Source organism: Methanosarcina hadiensis, assembly GCF_046529725.1.
Classification (GTDB): domain Archaea; phylum Halobacteriota; class Methanosarcinia; order Methanosarcinales; family Methanosarcinaceae; genus Methanosarcina; species Methanosarcina hadiensis.
Genome location: NZ_CP136241.1, coordinates 298,322 through 315,807, shown reverse-complemented (window position 1 = coordinate 315,807; position 17,486 = coordinate 298,322). Strand labels below are relative to the sequence as shown.

The 17,486-nt window shown below is 44.3% G+C and carries 18 protein-coding genes; 12 read left to right on the top strand and 6 right to left on the bottom strand.

Features of this window, described 5'->3' with window-relative positions:
• Positions 1-11: 11 nt before the first annotated feature.
• Positions 12-1,082, top strand: a complete 1,071-nt coding sequence (locus tag RSJ42_RS01425) for a FecCD family ABC transporter permease (RefSeq protein WP_410508964.1) — start codon at positions 12-14, stop codon at positions 1,080-1,082.
• Positions 1,079-1,876 carry an ABC transporter ATP-binding protein gene (locus RSJ42_RS01420; protein WP_410508963.1) on the top strand — a complete coding sequence of 266 codons (798 nt, stop codon included), beginning with the start codon at positions 1,079-1,081 and terminating at the stop codon, positions 1,874-1,876. The genes RSJ42_RS01425 and RSJ42_RS01420 overlap by 4 nt, the downstream gene beginning before the upstream one ends.
• A gap of 232 nt (positions 1,877-2,108) precedes the next feature.
• Here the strand turns inward: RSJ42_RS01420 and RSJ42_RS01415 are convergent, their stop codons facing one another.
• The 6 genes from RSJ42_RS01415 to hisS all read right to left on the bottom strand — a co-directional run bounded on the left by RSJ42_RS01415 (position 2,109) and on the right by hisS (position 7,325).
• A complete protein-coding gene (locus RSJ42_RS01415; protein ID WP_410508962.1) occupies positions 2,109-2,567 on the bottom strand; it encodes a 30S ribosomal protein S15 in 459 nt (152 codons plus the stop codon).
• Between the two features lie 236 nt (positions 2,568-2,803).
• Positions 2,804-4,009 carry a hypothetical protein gene (locus RSJ42_RS01410; protein ID WP_410508961.1) on the bottom strand — a complete coding sequence of 402 codons (1,206 nt, stop codon included), beginning with the start codon at positions 4,007-4,009 and terminating at the stop codon, positions 2,804-2,806.
• A 147-nt stretch (positions 4,010-4,156) separates the two neighbouring features.
• On the bottom strand, positions 4,157-4,720 hold the full coding sequence (locus tag RSJ42_RS01405) for a hypothetical protein (protein ID WP_410508960.1): 564 nt from the start codon (positions 4,718-4,720) through the stop codon (positions 4,157-4,159).
• Positions 4,701-5,342, bottom strand: a complete 642-nt coding sequence (locus RSJ42_RS01400) for a hypothetical protein (protein WP_410508959.1) — start codon at positions 5,340-5,342, stop codon at positions 4,701-4,703. Before RSJ42_RS01400 ends, RSJ42_RS01405 begins: the two co-directional genes overlap by 20 nt.
• On the bottom strand, positions 5,335-5,841 hold the full coding sequence (locus RSJ42_RS01395) for a hypothetical protein (protein ID WP_410508958.1): 507 nt from the start codon (positions 5,839-5,841) through the stop codon (positions 5,335-5,337). The genes RSJ42_RS01400 and RSJ42_RS01395 overlap by 8 nt, the downstream gene beginning before the upstream one ends.
• A gap of 248 nt (positions 5,842-6,089) precedes the next feature.
• Positions 6,090-7,325 (bottom strand): histidine--tRNA ligase, encoded by a 1,236-nt coding sequence (gene hisS / locus RSJ42_RS01390; protein ID WP_410508957.1) that lies wholly within the window; start codon positions 7,323-7,325, stop codon positions 6,090-6,092.
• A 479-nt stretch (positions 7,326-7,804) separates the two neighbouring features.
• Here hisS and cobD point away from each other — a divergent pair, with 479 nt between their 5' ends.
• From cobD to RSJ42_RS01340, 10 genes are all read left to right on the top strand, one after another.
• Positions 7,805-9,295: a threonine-phosphate decarboxylase CobD gene (gene cobD / locus RSJ42_RS01385; RefSeq protein ID WP_410508956.1), complete on the top strand. Its 1,491-nt coding sequence runs from the start codon at positions 7,805-7,807 to the stop codon at positions 9,293-9,295.
• Positions 9,292-10,278, top strand: a complete 987-nt coding sequence (locus RSJ42_RS01380) for a cobalamin biosynthesis protein (protein WP_410508955.1) — start codon at positions 9,292-9,294, stop codon at positions 10,276-10,278. Before cobD ends, RSJ42_RS01380 begins: the two co-directional genes overlap by 4 nt.
• Before the next feature lie 308 nt (positions 10,279-10,586).
• On the top strand, positions 10,587-11,129 hold the full coding sequence (cobZ, locus tag RSJ42_RS01375) for an alpha-ribazole phosphatase CobZ (protein WP_410508954.1): 543 nt from the start codon (positions 10,587-10,589) through the stop codon (positions 11,127-11,129).
• Between the two features lie 17 nt (positions 11,130-11,146).
• Positions 11,147-11,989: an adenosylcobinamide-GDP ribazoletransferase gene (gene cobS / locus RSJ42_RS01370; RefSeq protein ID WP_410508953.1), complete on the top strand. Its 843-nt coding sequence runs from the start codon at positions 11,147-11,149 to the stop codon at positions 11,987-11,989.
• Positions 11,974-12,585: an NTP transferase domain-containing protein gene (locus RSJ42_RS01365; protein ID WP_410508952.1), complete on the top strand. Its 612-nt coding sequence runs from the start codon at positions 11,974-11,976 to the stop codon at positions 12,583-12,585. The genes cobS and RSJ42_RS01365 overlap by 16 nt, the downstream gene beginning before the upstream one ends.
• Before the next feature lie 45 nt (positions 12,586-12,630).
• Positions 12,631-13,338, top strand: coding sequence for an ABC transporter ATP-binding protein (locus RSJ42_RS01360; RefSeq protein ID WP_410508951.1), 708 nt, complete (start codon positions 12,631-12,633; stop codon positions 13,336-13,338).
• A 3-nt stretch (positions 13,339-13,341) separates the two neighbouring features.
• Positions 13,342-14,304, top strand: coding sequence for a SufB/SufD family protein (locus tag RSJ42_RS01355; protein WP_410508950.1), 963 nt, complete (start codon positions 13,342-13,344; stop codon positions 14,302-14,304).
• Between the two features lie 114 nt (positions 14,305-14,418).
• Positions 14,419-14,781 (top strand): hypothetical protein, encoded by a 363-nt coding sequence (locus RSJ42_RS01350; protein WP_410508949.1) that lies wholly within the window; start codon positions 14,419-14,421, stop codon positions 14,779-14,781.
• 672 nt (positions 14,782-15,453) lie between these two features.
• A complete protein-coding gene (locus tag RSJ42_RS01345; RefSeq protein ID WP_410508948.1) occupies positions 15,454-16,992 on the top strand; it encodes an APC family permease in 1,539 nt (512 codons plus the stop codon).
• Positions 16,989-17,405 carry a universal stress protein gene (locus RSJ42_RS01340; RefSeq protein ID WP_410508947.1) on the top strand — a complete coding sequence of 139 codons (417 nt, stop codon included), beginning with the start codon at positions 16,989-16,991 and terminating at the stop codon, positions 17,403-17,405. Before RSJ42_RS01345 ends, RSJ42_RS01340 begins: the two co-directional genes overlap by 4 nt.
• Positions 17,406-17,486 lie beyond the last annotated feature (81 nt).

The window sequence follows — 17,486 nt, the reverse complement described above, 5'->3', positions numbered from 1 at the left end:
GGTAAAAACAAGTGCATTTTGCCGACGGAGCAGTTCCTGAAGATTATCTCGTATATGTACGAAGAAAGTGCTTCTGGATTCTGGGGGGGCTCCTGCTCCTATTTATTATGCTCATATATTCAATCTCCGTAGGAGCAGTAACAATACCTCCTTATGAGGTGTTGCAAACCCTGATGGGACAGAGCGTCTCTGCCAAGTGGGACTCAATAATCTGGAATATCCGCCTCCCTCAGGCACTTGCTGCAATAGTAGCAGGAGCCGGGCTTTCAGCTGCAGGAGTGGTAATGCAGTCTATCCTGCGAAACCCTCTCGGATCCCCTTTTACCCTGGGCATCTCTAACGCAGGGGCATTCGGAGCTGCAGTTTCCGTAATCATTCTGGGTACGGGAAAAATGCAGTCAACCGTTGCAGATGCCGTCATAATTAACAACCCATATCTGACAACAACGGTAGCTTTTATTTTCTGTCTCCTTGCTACCGGGATAATTTTGCTCATCTCCCGAATCAGGGCATCTTCACCCGAAGTGATGGTACTTGCAGGAGTTGCCCTTTCTTCACTTTTTACCGCAGGGACAATGTTCCTTCAGTACTTTGCTGATGATACCCAGCTTGCAGCAGTTGTTTTCTGGACTTTTGGCGATGTAGGAAGAGCAAACTGGCTGGAACTTAAGATCATGACAGGTGTTGTGCTGCTTGCTACTCTGTTTTTCATGATTAACCGCTGGGACTACAATGCCATAGACGCAGGAGATGAAACAGCAAAAGGGCTTGGCGTCAATGTTGAAAGGGTAAGGACAGTCGGCATGATTATCGCTGCTCTTGTCTCCGCAGTTATTGTTTCTTTTCTTGGAGTAATCGGATTCGTAGGGCTGATCTGCCCGCACATGGTAAGGAGAATCATAGGAGACGACCAGAGATACCTGATACCAGGCTCAACCCTGCTTGGAGGAATTCTCCTTCTTGCATCAGATACCGCAGCCAGGCTTATAGTAGCACCATATGTGCTTCCGGTTTCCGTTCTTACGGCTTTCATGGGGGCACCGACTTTCATTTACTTACTTCTAAGGGGGTATAAACGATGATTCTATCTGTAGAAGAGCTCCAGTTTTTGTATCGTAACCGTAAGATTCTGCATAAGATTGCTTTCTCAATCGATGAAGGAGAAGTTGTCGCAATCCTTGGCCCCAACGGGGTTGGCAAGACTACCCTGTTGAAATGCCTTAACAGGATCCTTCATCCAAAAGGAGGAGCGGTCCATATCGATGGAGAAAACCTCTTTGATCTTGGGACTATGGAGATTGCGCGCCTGATAGGATATGTCCCTCAGCGTGTGGAAACAGGGAGGCTGACAGCTTTTGATGCAGTCCTTCTGGGGCGGCGGCCCCATATTAAATGGGACGTAACGGAAAAAGATCTCAGGATTGTCGATTCGGTCTTCAGGCTGCTATCAATGGAAAAACTGCGTCTTTCTTACATAGATGAGATGAGCGGAGGAGAATTGCAGAAAGTGGCAATAGCTCGTTCCCTTGTTCAGGAACCGAAAGTCCTACTTCTTGATGAACCGACAAGCAGTCTTGACCTGAAAAACCAGGTGGAGATTCTTGCTACCATAAGGCAGATAGTTCTCGACCATAATATTGCTGCTGTAATGACCATGCATGACCTCAACCAGGCTCTCAGGTATGCAGACAGGTTTATCCTTCTTAAAGACGGGAAGGTCCACGTCCATGGAGGTGTGGAGGTAATTACTCCTCAAGTTATCGAAGAGGTATACGGCCTGCCAGTAGTAATAGGAGAGATTTCAGGTATGAGATGCGTAGTTCCTGGAAGCCCTGCATGGGACTGTAATACAGGATGTGTTGCAGGTAAGTTATAATGTTGCAGGTAAGTTGTAATGCTGAATTGAAAAAACTGCAATAATAACGAAAACAGCATATCTTTTGGAAAGAGAGTTAAAATAGAAGTTCCGCATGAACTTTTAAGGGTTCAATAAAAAACAGCTCAATAAAAAGACACATAAGATTAATCCTTAAAAAGAGTCTAAGGAGGTTTGCCTTTGAGGCAAACTCAATCCTTAAATTTAAAGTTCCTGAATCGAATTTTCAGGATTACCTGGTAATCATCATTTCTGCGGTCTCAGGCTTGTAGAACCAATCCCTCGGAAGTACCTTTTCCTGCTTGTAGTACTTAACAAGCCTTCTGATTTTGGATTCGGTCAGGTTGAGGGCGCGCTTGTTGTGAATATCTTTCTTGTTTGCAGCAAGGTGTTTCCTCAGTCCCAGGGCCTTCACAATGAGGTTGGTAAGATCCTCAGGGATGTTAGGAGCAACATTGTTTTCCTTGAGAATAGTTGTGACCTTTTTGCCTGTAACGAGCTTCGCATCGGGGACTCCATAGCGGTCTCTTAAGACCATTCCGATTTCGGATGTGGAGACACCCTGTTTCCAGAGGTCGAGTGTAATTGTGGTTACTTCGTCTGCCCCAATCTTGCACCACTCAGGCGGCTCGGTTCTGTTAGGCCTTGTGGAAGATGATTTGCCTTTTCTTTTGGTATGCATTTTTGCCATAATATTTCTCCTGATATCAATTGATCGATGCCCTGAAGAAAATTCTTCGGGCTGAAGTTATATCTTTACCGACTATAACGGACCAACACATCGATCGGGAGACTATAATCCGCCACAGCAAACTGCTGCGTGGCTTTTCAGGAATTCCTGTAAAAGCTTGAGTTTTTCGGTAAAAACATGACTAGAGATCTCGCCATAAGATATATACTTTGTGTAAGATTCGGCACCTGAGAGTATTAAAAAGGTCTCCAGAGATAAAGTACTATTCGTGCCCCGCCCGGATTAATCTGCCTGTAAATTGCCTCTATCTGAGAGTCTCTTAAGGCCTGCGCCTCAGAGAGATCTTCAGCCCCAACTATGGCATAAACAGTTTTGTTGATTTCATCCGAAAATTCAGCGTCCAGTTCTGCCCGAATCTCTACCCTGATATGATCTACCAGCTGAGATTGAAGTTGAGAAAATTCTGTAGTAGACAAATTTTCAGAAGGATTTCCGGAATTGAGTGCAAACCCTGCTTCAAACAGCTCCAGGAGATAGGAATTAAATTCATCTTCCGTTGAGGAGGAATTTTTTTCACCCGGGTTTTCAGGGACGCCATAAAGCAGGGTCTCAAAAGATTCGTCTCCTTCCTCTCCGAAAACCGACCCTGAATAATCCGAAGGGAAAAGCAGTTCAACTGCAGTTTCTGCTCCTTCAAGCGCTGCAGCATCAAGAGAAGCATTAAAAGCACGAGAAAGAACCGTTGAAGCCACTTCGTCAGAAGCGTTAAGTGAAGCCTCGAGCAAAGAATCATTTACGCAGGCAAGAATGGGATCTCTGGAAGGCGTACCTGCATAAAGAGGCATGGAAAGTTTTGTACTCTGCCTGATAGCATCGGCAGGTGGTTCTTCTCCTATTATCAGTTCACTTCCCATGGGAAAAGCTTCTAGAGGATACCAGTAAGCTTCATACCTGTATGAAAATCTTCCTGCAGCCTTTCTGTCCAGATAAACAGCTATGGTTTCGGAAGCCTGCTCCGAATAGTCTTTAGAGAGTGGGTTAAGGGATATGGAATGTCCATCTTCTTGCAGCCTTAGAGAAATAGCCAGGTATTCTGCCGTCAGGTCAGCAAAAGTCCTGTGCTTCTGTTCCTTACCGAAAAGTGTGTGAACAGGGTTTTCTACTACCGAGTTCTCAGGAACTGGAACATTAACTACCGAAAGAGGTGAGATTTCATATTCAAAATCTTCGAGCTTGCAGGAAAGAAGAGATTCAAGCAGATAGATATCCAGCTCTGAAGAAGCCATATATCCGGCTGCAGCATACTGTCCTTCAGCCTGCAGAGAAGGCATAAGGATGACGCCGGAAAGTGAAATTAACACAAGCAAAAAGAGGGCGTCGAAAACTGTGGAGTAACCTGAAGATTCTCTTACGGCCTCGATCTTTACATTTGCACTATTCATTTTCTGCAATTCCCCAGAATCCTTAAAAGATTTCGACGCTTTTACTCGTTTCACTTATTCACCTATTTATTCGCCTGTTTCTTTTTTGAATCAGATTTTCCGTCAAAATCGTTGTTTCTTATTCAGCGAAATCTCAGCTGTTCCCCATCATGTCCATGGAGTTTCATAAAGTACTACAGTGAGAGTCCCAGGAACCGTTTCTGCAGAGCTTAATTCGATCACAACCGGCACTGAAGCTGCAACTTTCCCCTGTTTTCCTGTAAGGTAACCGGATTCGACAAGTTGAGGCTCTATGAGCCACTGCCACCTCCCATCCTCTGTTCTAACCTCTACCAGAAAAGGATAATTTCCTGAGAATGATGCAAAAAATTCCTTTCTTTTATCAGACCCCTGGATAGCTGAAAGCCTGTCAAGCGCTGAAGCAGAAATCGATCCCGGATTTTCAGCTTTCAGGACAGGTGCTTCTGCCACGGTTCCTGCAAGAAGGGAAGCACTTTCATAATTCTCAAGGGCAAAGGACCGGTCTTCATATCCCATGTATGCCCTTGATAGGAGTGCTGCAAGAACCACAAAACCTATAACAGCAAGAGCAGTGGCTATTAGATCGGAATGCGGTTCAAGAACCCCTTTTTCATCCCTCAGAATAGAAGATTCAGGCTTTTTTACAATATTTCTCACATATGCCAGCAAGTTATTGATAAACGAGGACATAGTCAAAAGCAGAAACCCCCTCACTTCCCCTTATATAGACAAACTCTTTTTTTATTGAAATGTCTTCATCTGCTCTTAAAAGAGCCTCTTCGGCTCCTGATACCTTGAGAAATTCAATAATTTCCTTAAAATCAGCTGAAACAGGGGCCTTCTTACTGCCATCTTTTCCGAATCTTTTATACAATTTCCCTCTGAGTTCCGATTCGTTAAAAGGCAGCACCCTGAAGGTAAAGGGCCTTGCAGCACTGAAATTTTCTCCGCCTGATTCAGCCTTCAAATGGACATATTCTCCTGAAACGTGAACCTCCATATTCTCCCTGAAAGGAGAGGCGAGAAAGACTTCATTTTCATCAAAGCGGTAAGATATTTCCTCAGTATCCTCAGGGAAATTCCCTGCTCCGACTTCATCCACCGCGGCTTTGAAATCTCTGGCAAGGAAATCGAGTTCTTCCTGCGCTTCAAGATCTTTAAGACCGGCAGCCATTTGAAAAAGGGCTGCAAAAAGGACCACACTGGAAAGAACCAGTGAAGCTTTCGATATCAAGAAGTCTGCCCATGCAGACTCTTCCGCTGAAAGTTTTTTTATCTTGCAGGCCTTCCCCAACCTCATATTCTCAATCATCTCCGGTTTCGGAGACCAGAACAAAAAGCCTTCCTGATTCCGGGTCAACCTTTGTTGAGAGAAGCAGCCTGTGTTTTCCCGGACCAAGAGATACGGGCCCGACAAACTCAGGGTTCGAAAAGAAAGCAACTGCAGGGTAAAATTTTGTTTTCCCCTCAACAGTGATACCGTAATTATCCGCATCCTCGGGCCATTTACTTTCCTGGCTTGGCAAAGTCCCCAGGACCACAGACGCCCTCTGAGGTACGTTTACTTCAAGGATAAGTTCACTGCCTTCTCCGCGTATGGAAAGCTGTTCTGCAGCAATTGTTATTTTTGAAACTTCATCCATAGTTTCCCGCTCCTTTACCCCTTCCAGAAAACCGGAGATAGAGGCTGAAGAGATAAGCACAAGTATGGCAAAAAGAATCCCCGTAACCGTAAGCCTGAAAGGCAGCCCGCATACTGCAGACTCCTCAGTCTCAATCTGACAGGTTGAAATCTTCGCCTCCCCAGTCATGGAATACCCCCCGAAGTCCAGATTTCGAAAAATTCAGACAAAACTAATAAAGTTTACACAGTTGTGCTATAAATAGCTTGCTTTTTTGATTTATAGAAATTTGGGTGATAATATTGGAAGGGAGATAATATTGGAAACTGGAAAATCATAAAATAACGGTATGGCAAAAAAAGTCCTGGGAATAAAAAATAAGAGAGGGGGATGAAAAAAGAGAAAGAAAACAGGCAAAGTAGGAAGAGATGCTCAATTTATTGCCCTGTAACCTTCCTTATAACTTCTTCCAGTGTTAACAATTCCTGTTCTCCGGAAACCATATCCCTGAAAGTTAATTTTCCTGCCTCGAGCTCTTTTTCTCCGACAATGACCACATAAGAGGCATTGATGGTGTTTGCATAGGTAAGCTGGGCTTTGAAGTTACGCTCCATCAGATCTATCTGGACTGGAAGGTATTTTCTTAATTCATTTGCAATCTTTACGGCCTCTATATGAGTGTCGGGCTTTGAGACCATCACAAGGCTTTTTTGTGCAGGAGGCACGAGAGGACATATCTCCATTATCCTGTCAAACCCGATTCCAAAACCTGTTGAAGGCACATCTCCGCCTCCGAAAAGCTGGATAAGCTGATAAGAGCCTCCTCCGCAGACCTGCTTCTGGGCACCAAGACCTTCCGCATAGACTTCAAAGACCATGCCCGTATAATAGTCAAGCCCGCGGGCAATTCCGAAGTCAAGAGAGTAATTGACACCATATGCGTCAAGAAGCTTGAGTGTCTTTTCAAAGCTTACAAGTTCAGGGATATTCCCAACTATTTCTTTTACTTCAGGGAGGATATACCTGCCTTCCAGGTGTATCAGACGGAAGAGGTCGGACTTCAACTGTTCTTCTACTCCGATCTCATCAAGCAGGGCTTCAAGACCTGCATACTCTTTTTTGTCCACCAGCCGCATGACCTTGCTCACGATTTCGGGTTCGAGCCCTTTTAAAAGCGTGCGGATTACTGCAAGGTTTCCAAGCTTCATATCTCCCTTTATGCCCACCGCTTTCAGAAGGGCACTGGCAAGTGCAATAACCTCGGCATCAGAGTCAGGCTTTCCACTCCCTATAAGTTCGACCCCGAACTGCCAGAATTCCCTGAAACGGCCTTTCTGAGGGCGTTCGTAGCGGAAGCAGTTTTCGAAGTAGAATAGTTTGAGAGGTTTGGGGAAGGGCTGGAGTTCGTTTACATAAAGCCGCATAACAGGAGCTGTAAGTTCCGGCCTGAGGGTCATTTCCCTGCCCCCTTTATCCGTGAAGTTATAAAGTTCGCCTATAATGCCTTCTCCGGACTTAAGGGTAAAAAGGTCCAGATGTTCAAACGTGGGCGTAATGATTTCACTGTATCCCCAGTTGCGAACAACATTTCGCATAACGCTTTCCACGTACCTTCTCCGGGCAGTATCTGCTGGTAAAAAGTCCCGGGTCCCTCTTGGCCTGTTGACTGTCATTTTTTAATGCACCTGTATATCGAATTTGAGAAATATCGAGTTTAAAAACTATGCTGAAGATAGAATGTGTAATACATAGCTACCTGTTTGAATAAGTAACTCTATACATTCAACAAACAGGATATAAATTTTTGTAAAAATCTATGTTTTTATAATTTTACGGGATTTATTCTATCGCTCTGTTTATTCTGTTGCTCTTCAACTTTCTGGATGGTAGTTAAAAGCAAGCTATTTTACTTTTTCGTTATTTACGTTTTACGGAATGAAAATATACAATAAGAGAACGGTAAGAAAATCCAGTCCGGAAAGAGATAAAAGGCTTTAATAATATAATTATTTTGTAAAATAAAGTAGAATGGATTATTTAGTCAAAAGTTTTCGCAATCAAATAACCATAAAGCAAATAAAGAGAAGTTTGTACTGGCAAATATAATAAACAACTTAATATACAGGATTCACGCTAAATATTTGCGATCAACGTGTCAGACCAAAGAAGTGTACCTTTAAGGGAGCATCTGCTGGCCCTGAAGCCCTGCAGACATGGAGGGCTAATCCAGGAAACTTCGGAGACGTACGGGATCCCCGAAAACGAAATTCTCGACTTCAGTGCAAACTTTAACCCACTGGGAAGTCCTTTTGATTATCCGGAAAGCGGGCTAAACTTTGAAGATATTATTAAGAAGAGTTACGGGAAACTCCTGGAATACCCTGATAACAGGTATGTAGAGTTCAGGGAGGCTGCTGCAAAATTCGTAGGGCTCGGAGTAACGCCCCAGAGCATTATTCCTGGAAACGGCTCAACGGAAATAGTCCGGCTTGTGGTTGAATCCGTGATAGAAAAAGGAGATAAAGTACTTTTACCCTGGCCTACCTTCGGTGAATACGAAATGCAGTGCCGGATTATGGGAGCGGAACCTGTATACCCTTCGCAGGAAGAGATAGATACGCTCTCTGATAAAATGCTGGAAGAAGCAAAAATCCTTTTTATCTGCAACCCGAACAACCCTACAGGAAGACTCCGCAGCAGGGAAGAGCTCAAAGCCCTTGCAGAACGCTGCAGGGAACATAAAACCCTTCTCTACATTGATGAGGCTTTTATAGAACTTTCCGATCCTTCACAGAGCGTTGCAGACCTTCCCGCAGAAAACGATTATGTTTTTGTCATGCGTTCCCTTACAAAGGACTTTGCAATTCCGGGAATCAGGATGGGCTTCGGTATAGCTTCTCCGCTTGTGGCTGACATCCTGAACAGAGCAAGGCTTTCCTGGAACCTCGGAGCCATTGCAAACAATACAGGAATCGCACTTCTCAATATCGAAGGCGGAATTGACAGCTCTTACCTGAAAAAAGCCAGGGAAACGATCATGAAAGAAGGAGAGGTGCTCAAAGCCAAACTCGACAGGATAAGGGGCTTTAAAGCCGGAGAAGTGAATGTTAACTTTATTTTCGTTGATATAAGCAAGTTCATGCTTAACTCAAGTGAATTAACTGCACGCCTTGCAGCCCGGGGAGTCCTGATCCGCGACTGTGTTTCTTTCCACGGTCTGGAAAAAGACTACATAAGGGTTGCAGTCAGGAACGAAAAAGAAAATAACAGGCTCATTGCTGCAATCGGGGATGTTATCACCGAGTGGGGCAGGGAACAGGCAAAGAACGAACTGCAGCACGTAATAGAAAAAGCCACCGAAGAGGGCATAGGAGGAAGGAAGACCTGTGAATACTATCCCTGCCATTTCGAAGGCCAGAACTGTACCTTCTGCTTCTGTCCGTTTTACCCCTGCGAAAATGAGAAAACCGGTGGGAAATGGATCCAGAGCTCAAGAGGCGGCAGGGTCTGGAGCTGTGTTGACTGTCATCTCGTCCATAAAAAGGAAATCGCCCAGAAAATCCTTGACTGCCTTATGCACGAAGGGGACACTGAAGAACTCGTAAAAGTAGCCTGGAAAGAAGTGATGGAGCCTATCCTATGATTATTCCGGACAGCGGGCACCTTGCTCTGGTACTTCTGTTAGCTGCGGTCATAGACATAGTTTTCGGGGAACCTCCTGCTGTCGTACACCCCGTTGTCTGGATAGGAAAACTAATCAACTTCTTAAAAAATGCAGCTCCGAAAACCCACAGGAAACTCTACGGCACTGCGATGGCTCTTTGCTGTGTTCTTTTTGCATCTTTGCTTGGATATTCAGTTCTCTATATTGCAGCCCTCCCCGGAATTCCGGGAGTGTTAGCTCTCCTTATAGAAGCTTATTTCCTGAAAGCCACATTTGCAATCAACTGCCTGCTGAACCCTGCAAGGCAGATTTACAAACACCTTGAAGAAAACCAGCTGGAGAAAGTAAGGGAGCTGCTCCCTATCTATGTAAGCCGGAACACCTCCAAACTTACAAAAACCCAGATGTCTTCTGCAGTTGTGGAATCAGTATCCGAAAACTACGTGGACGGCATATTAAGCCCGATTTTCTACTATGCAGTCTTTGGAGAATACGGGCTTGTAGCGGCATATGCGTTTAAAGCCATAAGCACTCTGGATTCAATGGTAGGATACAAAACAGAACCTTACAGGGAACTGGGATATTTCTCAGCAAAATCCGATGATGTGTTAAACTGGGTCCCTGCAAGGATTTCAGTCATCTTTATTCTTGCTGCGGCTTTTACCGTATCTTTATTACCTAAAAAGGGAAGAAAAATAAATCCCTTTGACAGCGTAAAGGCTGCACTCGAAGACGGGATGAAAACTCCTTCCCCCAATTCAGGCTATCCGATGGCTGCTACTGCCGGAGCTCTCGGAGTCAAACTCGAAAAACCTGACACATATGTCCTTGGAGCCTCATATCCCCCTACAGAGATAAAAGATATAAAACGGGTATCCCAATTAATAGCAATTGCTTCAGGGTTTTCACTTGTCGCTTTTGTGGCAGTAATCCGGATGATGGGAATTTACTTTTACCCCTGATAAGTAAAAGTAGCCCTTAATTAACCTGCAATAAAAACCCGTAAACTCAACCCTTTAATTAAATTCGTTAACCTGAATCCCGGTAAAGCTTGCAATTTGGAGTTTTATATGAAAACCGGGACTTTGAGAATTATCAATATGCTTTGCAGGTAATGCTGGAGCAATAACCCATTATATTGCTGATATGAAAGCTTAAAACCAGGCGTAAGACCAGTTTTTTGTTTTAGGCCTGGCTGTTTCAGAATCGACCGTTTTAAGAATTTAAAAAGTCCTGAAATAACCGTTTCGACAACCCCCGAGTGATCATTATGAAATTATCAGACATTGAGGAAAGGGACCTGAAAGAAGGGCAGCCTGAAAAAATAGAGGAAAAAGCTACCATTGACATCCTTGACGTCCTGGCTGAAGAAGGTATAAGCGTCCAGGACCTTGCTGATACGGCTCTGGAAATGTATGTCCCTCACCCAGGACTTGAGACAAGGGAAAAAGCCGAAGCCCTGTTTAAAAGGGAACTCGGATTCGCTCTTTCCGACCCCAATCTCTGCCTTTTGATCTACTCCGGGGTCCTGCTGGAGAGAGAAGGCAGAGCCGGAAACCTTCCGAACCTCAGCAAAAAGTCTTACGAAAAAGACCTGAGTTTTATAATTGCGGATGAGGTGCTCGGCACAAGCATAGCAACCTATGTCAGCGGCTCCAAAGGTGCATTCGAGTTTGTAAGGTTTGACAAGCAGAAACCAGGGATTCTAGCAAGCCTGGGACCTTTTATGGACGATGTTATAGGAGGCCTCATAGGAGGAGTATCCTCCAATATGTATTCAAGAGGTATGGCAGAGTTTGAAAGAAAAGACTGAAAAACAGGCGGTACATAATGAATTCATATTTACTTGCATTTAAGTCGGGTTTTGGCTTCCTGACCACGATCCCGGTGGGAATAACCATGGAAGGGATCGATGAGCTCATGAAAAAGATATACTTTTATCCTGTCGTGGGAGCCGTACTCGGGCTTATCATAGGGATAATTGCATATATAGGGCAGCTTGTGTTTCCGGGACCGGTACTGGCAGCCCTTATCATGGGAACCGTATATTACTTTACAGGCTTTAACCACCTTGATGGGGTTACAGACATGGGAGACGGCTTTATGGCCCACGGGTCTCGTGAGAAAAAGATCAAAGCCTTAAAAGACACAACCCTCGGGACAGGAGGAGTTGCTTTCGGCATGCTCGTACTGCTTGCTTTTTACGGTTCTATAAGGTCGGTCCAGGGAGAAGGAATTACCGCTTCTGGCTCCAATCTCCCACTCCTAATGTTTGCATCAATGTTTATAGCTGAAGTCAGCGCCAAACAGTCCATGTTAACAATTGCAGCTTTTGGAAAACCGCTCCCACGACCTGAGGGACAGGCTTATCCCGGCCTTGGGGAAATGACAATAAACGGAGCAACCCGGAAAAATTTCCTTATAGGATTTATTTTCGGGGCAGTTGTATGCTTCCTGCCCTTTGGGTTGGTAGGGCTGCTTCCATACATGGCAGCATGCATTTCAGCTCTTGTACTTCTTAACAGGAGCTATGCCCACTTTGGGGGCTTAAACGGCGATGGAATCGGAACAGCTAACGAGATTGGAAGGATAATTGCCCTGATCGTTATTGCAGTTACCCTCAAATTTTCATTAAATGGATACTCTGGAGGTTTAGAATGGACGCTATTGTAATGGCAGGCGGGTTCGGGCAGAGGCTTGGAATGGGGGAAAAGCCCTGTGTCGAACTCCTTGGAAAGCCACTTATTACCTATGTAATAGATAACCTCAGATCTTCAAAAAATATAGACCGGGTTTTCGTAGCAGTATCCCCTGTTACCCCGAAAACCGAGATTATGATTCAGGAACGTTATAAAGGTGAGGTTCAGGTAATCCGGACTTTTGGCGGGAACTATGTGGGAGACATGATTTACGCAGTTGAAACCGCAAATACTACAGGTCCGGTAATGATTATCATGTCAGATTTGCCTTTAATAAATCCTGAGCTTATTGATACCGTAATTGAGAAATACAGGGAGGAAGGAAAGCCCGCACTTTCCGTATATGTTCCTATCAACGTCTGCAAAGGAGCGGGGACCAGGCCTGATACTGTATTCAATAAGGATGGAAAACTTATCGTGCCCGCTGGAGTAAACATCCTTGACAGTTCTCAAATCAGGAACGAACAGGAAGACTTTAATCTCATACTTGATAATCCCAGACTAGCAATAAACGTAAATACCGTTAAAGACCTGCAGCGCTGTAAGGATTTGTTGCAGTGCTCAAACTAAAACTTGCTAGAGGTGTCATAGATTCTATCCTTAAAAAACCTGATATTGAGCCGTGATGGGAAAAAGATTCTGCGTGGAGTCAACCTTGAGGTAGGGGACCGTGAAATCCACAGCATTATAGGCGCAAATGGTGCAGGAAAAAGTACGCTTGCCTACACCCTGATGGGGCTCCAGGGTTATGAACATGAAGAGGGCAGCATTATTTTTAACGGGGAAGATGTTGCAGCATTTTCGATAACCGAACGTGCAAGAAAAGGCATAACCCTTGCCTGGCAGGAACCTGCCCGTTTCGAAGGGCTGAAAGTCAGGGATTATCTTGCAATCGGGGCAAGAGGCAATGGCGGCATCACGGAAGAAGAAATAAAAGAAGCCCTCAGAAAAGTCGACCTGAAACCCGAAAAGTACCTTAACAGGGAGGTTGGCGAGGCATTAAGCGGGGGCGAAAGGAAGCGTATTGAGCTTGCCTCTATCATTACCATGAAGCCGAAACTTGCAATCCTTGATGAGCCGGACTCGGGAATTGATGTGGTCTCATTAAAGGAGATTGTTTCCCTGATCCAGACACTCAAAGAAAACGGTTCATCAGTACTTGTTATTACGCACAGGGAAGAGATTGCAGCCGCCTCGGACAGGGCATCCCTGATGTGCGAGGGGGCAATCCTCAGAAGCGGAGACCCTGTTGAAATAAGTGAATTCTTTAAAAACAGATGCATACCCTGTGACAGCCGGGTATCTCCCCCGAAGGTGGTCTGAAGAATGGCTCCGATCTCATTGAATACACTTTCCAGAGAAGCAGAAGATATAACCGCAGCTTACACGGCAGCCGGAGGAGATGCTTCAGTCCTGCATAACCACGATCTTGCAAGCCTTGTAATAAGCGGAAATAAAGTACTCAGTGCTAACGGGACAGAAGGCATAGTGCTTGAGAAAAAAGAAACCGAACACGGCGTGGACATTAAATTGACCATTAAGAAAGGTTATAAGATTCCCCTGCCTGTTCACCTCTGCTTCGGGCTTGTCCCCAAAGACGGACTTCAGGAAATTAAAATGGATTTCGTGGCTGAAGAAGACTCCGCTGTAGAACTTATTGCCCACTGTACCTTCCCTAATGCTGAAAAGGTGATCCACAAAATGGATGCCGAAATGCTTATCGGAAAGAATGCAGCCCTGAAATACACAGAAACCCATTTCCACGGTCCGTACGGCGGAATTCAGGTGCTCCCGAAAGCCCACATAAAGATTGAAGAAGGAGGCAGTTACTACACGAATTTTTCCCTTATTTCCGGGAGAGTCGGGTATCTGGAATTCGATTACAGTGTGGATGCCGAAAAAGACTCGATCTGCGAGATGGTTACCAAGGTCTACGGAAAAGCCGACGATAAAATAAAGATCCTTGAAAGGATTTCCCTTAATGGGGAAAATGCACGCAGTGTAATTAAAAGCCGGCTTGCCATAACTGACAATGCTGAATCCATGTTCAGGGGAATAACCGAAGGGCATGCCCCGAGAGCCCGCGGACATGTTGACTGCATGGAAGTTATCCAGGGCAATGCAAAAGCAGAAGCCGTGCCGATTGTAAGGGTGGACAACCCTCTTGCCAAAGTTACACATGAAGCTGCTATAGGCTGCGTGGACAAAAAAGAAGTAGAAACTCTTATGGCCCGCGGGCTTGAAGAAGACGACGCGATAGACATCATTGTAAAGGGAATGCTGGCTTAAATCTGCCGCATATTCCTTTATTATTTCAAACCGCCACCTTGATAAACGGGGGTTTCCATTCATAGTAACAAATATAAGGAAAACTCAAAGATTTCTAGGGATGGAGGTTAAATTTTGGGTGAAATAATAATTTTTGAGAAAAAGTATTCGGAAAAAAACCTGCAGCTAATTACAGGGAAAAAGGACATATGTTCGCATGTTAAGGATATTCCCGAAGAAATGTTGCTTTTAAGTGAAGTCATCGAAGATCCCAGGAAACTTCCTTACCTGCTGGAAACCTTCCATACTGCGCAGATAAAGAATGAAAAAGCTTTTCATTTTGCCCTGCTCAGGGTCCAGGTGGATTCTGATATAAGGATGCATGAAGATATCCAGAGATACCAGCAGAGAAAATACGTAGCCGAAACTCTTGAGAAACTGCTCTATGGAGAGCTCATGCTTTCAGTAGGAGAAAACTCAGGGATGGATGACGACTGATAAATTCCAGATGACTAATAAATTCCGGACGACTGATAAAATCCTGTCTTCTTTGAAAAACACTTTTTCTAAGAAACTTTTTATTCAACCGGCTTCTTTCCAATTTTTAAATTTTTTCTGCCGTTTTCACTAATTCAGGTTTTAAAGCAACTTAAATTAATAAATACTTTTAGTTCCCAGGCATTAACTCTTTTTATAATCCTTCTTCCTTTTGAACAGCGTTTATTTTCCTTAATCCTGAGCTTTAACAAATATCTCAGCTTTTTTCATTGATATTAAATCCAGATTACTACAGGGAACTATTATAAAATTTAAGTCCTATCTATGAAATAAATAAAAATGTAGTTAAAAATAGATATGTAAATAGTATAAATATAGATATGTAAATAGTATAAATATAGATATGTAAATAGTATAAATATAGTGATGTATAAATAATTAGTGTGGGTAATATATCCGGAAAAGCGTTATCTTCAGCCAATTTTTACGCAAACCGGTAGAGGGAGAAAAGAAATGAGAAAAACGGGGTTTCAGAGAAATCAATCTGATAAATTTCAAATTTCTGGCAGGTTTTGAACAGGAAATGATTACGGATTTTATTCTTGCTTAAGCAGTCAAAGTCATAAAAAAGGATAGCAGTAAGCAAAAATAATAATCAAAATCAATTCTCTATTGAAGGGGGAGTTAACAACGAGTGACGAAAAAGGGGAGGGTACGGAAGGAGCTGTTGACTGGAGCCATGCAGAACAATGCGTCAAGGTAGTCTGTGAGCCAAGCACGCTTGAGAGAACTATCGACTGGAAACAGGGGCTTGCGATTGCTATAGGCGTGCCTTTGCTAATATTGCCTTCTATTGGGTATTTTGCCAGCTGGGTCTGGTCATTTGCAATTATAGTCTGGGGACTATCGGTATTTCAGGGTTTCATGCAGAACCTTGCCTATGGGGAACTTGCAACAGCATTTCCTGAAGCTTCGGGGCTCCCGGGCTTCGCGCAGAATGTATTCAAAAACAGAGGAAAAAGAGTAAAATACGATAAAGGGAAACTGATAGGGGGGTTCAGCGCCTGGAGTTACTGGTTTGCCTGGAATCCCGTGCTTGCGATCTTTGCGATTCTTGTAGGGAGTTACCTGCACGGATTAATCCCTGCTCTTGCTGCAACATTTACGGAGTTTCAATTATCATTGATATCAGGTGCTCTGATATTTTCAGCGCTTATTCTTGTCAGTTACCGCGGACTTTCCAGCGGAGCATTTATTGGATACTTGCTGGCAGCTATTTCCCTTATACCCCTTACTATAATTACACTGGCTCCATTCTTTACAGGAAATTTTGTGCTTAACAACATTACAGGCACCTGGTTTCCGGAAGACTGGGCATGGGATATGGAGCATATTCTTATCTTGCTTGGGCTTTTTGCAATGGCCCAATGGAGCGCATGTGCCTGGGAAACCGCAGCTATTTATGGCCCCGAATATAAAAAGCCGAACTCCGATGTGCCAAAGGCGCTTTTCTCCTGCGGAGTAATATGTTTTTTCTCATATGTCCTGGTACAGGCATCAGTCACAGGAACTCTGGGGATTGAAGGAATTCTAGCAGAACCGATTTCTCCGATGCTTCCAGTAGCAAGGGCAGCTTTTGGTCCCATAGGCACACTCGCAGCTATCATTATGCTGGTTGCAGCTATGATACTGATTATACAGACCGCTTTCCTCGGCTCGGCGAGAGCAATGCACTCTATGGCTGTTGAGGGGAACCTGCCAAGGGTTTTTGGAAAACTGAACGCCTATGGGACTCCTGTGCTTTCAATGATTGTTATCGGAGTCTTTAATATGGCACTTATATTTTTCAGGACCCCTACGGCGATTCTGGCAGCGTCAGCCATAGGATATGTTTGTGCTAACGGAATCAGCCTCTTTGCGTATGTAAAAGCAAAGCTTGATCCAAACCTTGTCGGGCTTGAAAGACCTTTCAAAGCTCCGGGAGGCTGGAAATTCGTTGCACTGGCTTTTGGGCTTTTCAACCTGCCCCTGTGTTTTATAGGTATTGTGTTTCTCAACAGCCTTGAGATTGGATGGACATCCACCCTGGTCGGGTTCATCGTACTGGCTTTATATATCCCGCTCTGGTTCTACTCACAGCAGGAAATAGATAAAGCGGAAAAACCAGGGCAAAAAGAATTGAATGAACCGGAAGTTAGAGGTGCAATATGAATAAAGGGCTTTATAATAAAATATTGATCGCAACCGACGGTTCGGACGTTGCTAAAAAAGCAGTTTCTTACGGAATACGGTTTGCGAGATTATTCGGAGCACAGATTTATGTTGTCTATGTTATTGCAAATCGCTTTGGTTCGGGGAGAGCGGTGACTGAGTATTTAACTCAGGAAGGGGAGGAAGCACTCAAATCAGCCAGGGAAGCTGGAGAAAAGGCTGATGCAGAACTGGAAACAGAGCTGCTGGAAGGTATTCCTGGTGATGAAATAGTGAGTTTTGCAGAAAAAAACAATATTGACCTGATAGTTATGGGTTCTCTGGGAAAAACCGGACTTAGCAAGTTCCTTCTCGGGAGTGTAGCTGAAAATGTCATAAGGCATGCCAGAACACAGGTGCTTGTTGTACGATAAGGCTGCTAAAACCTACCTGCAAATTCGCTGGCAGAACCTGTGAACCACAGGAGATTGTTTCTCAAAAAACTTGCTGAAATA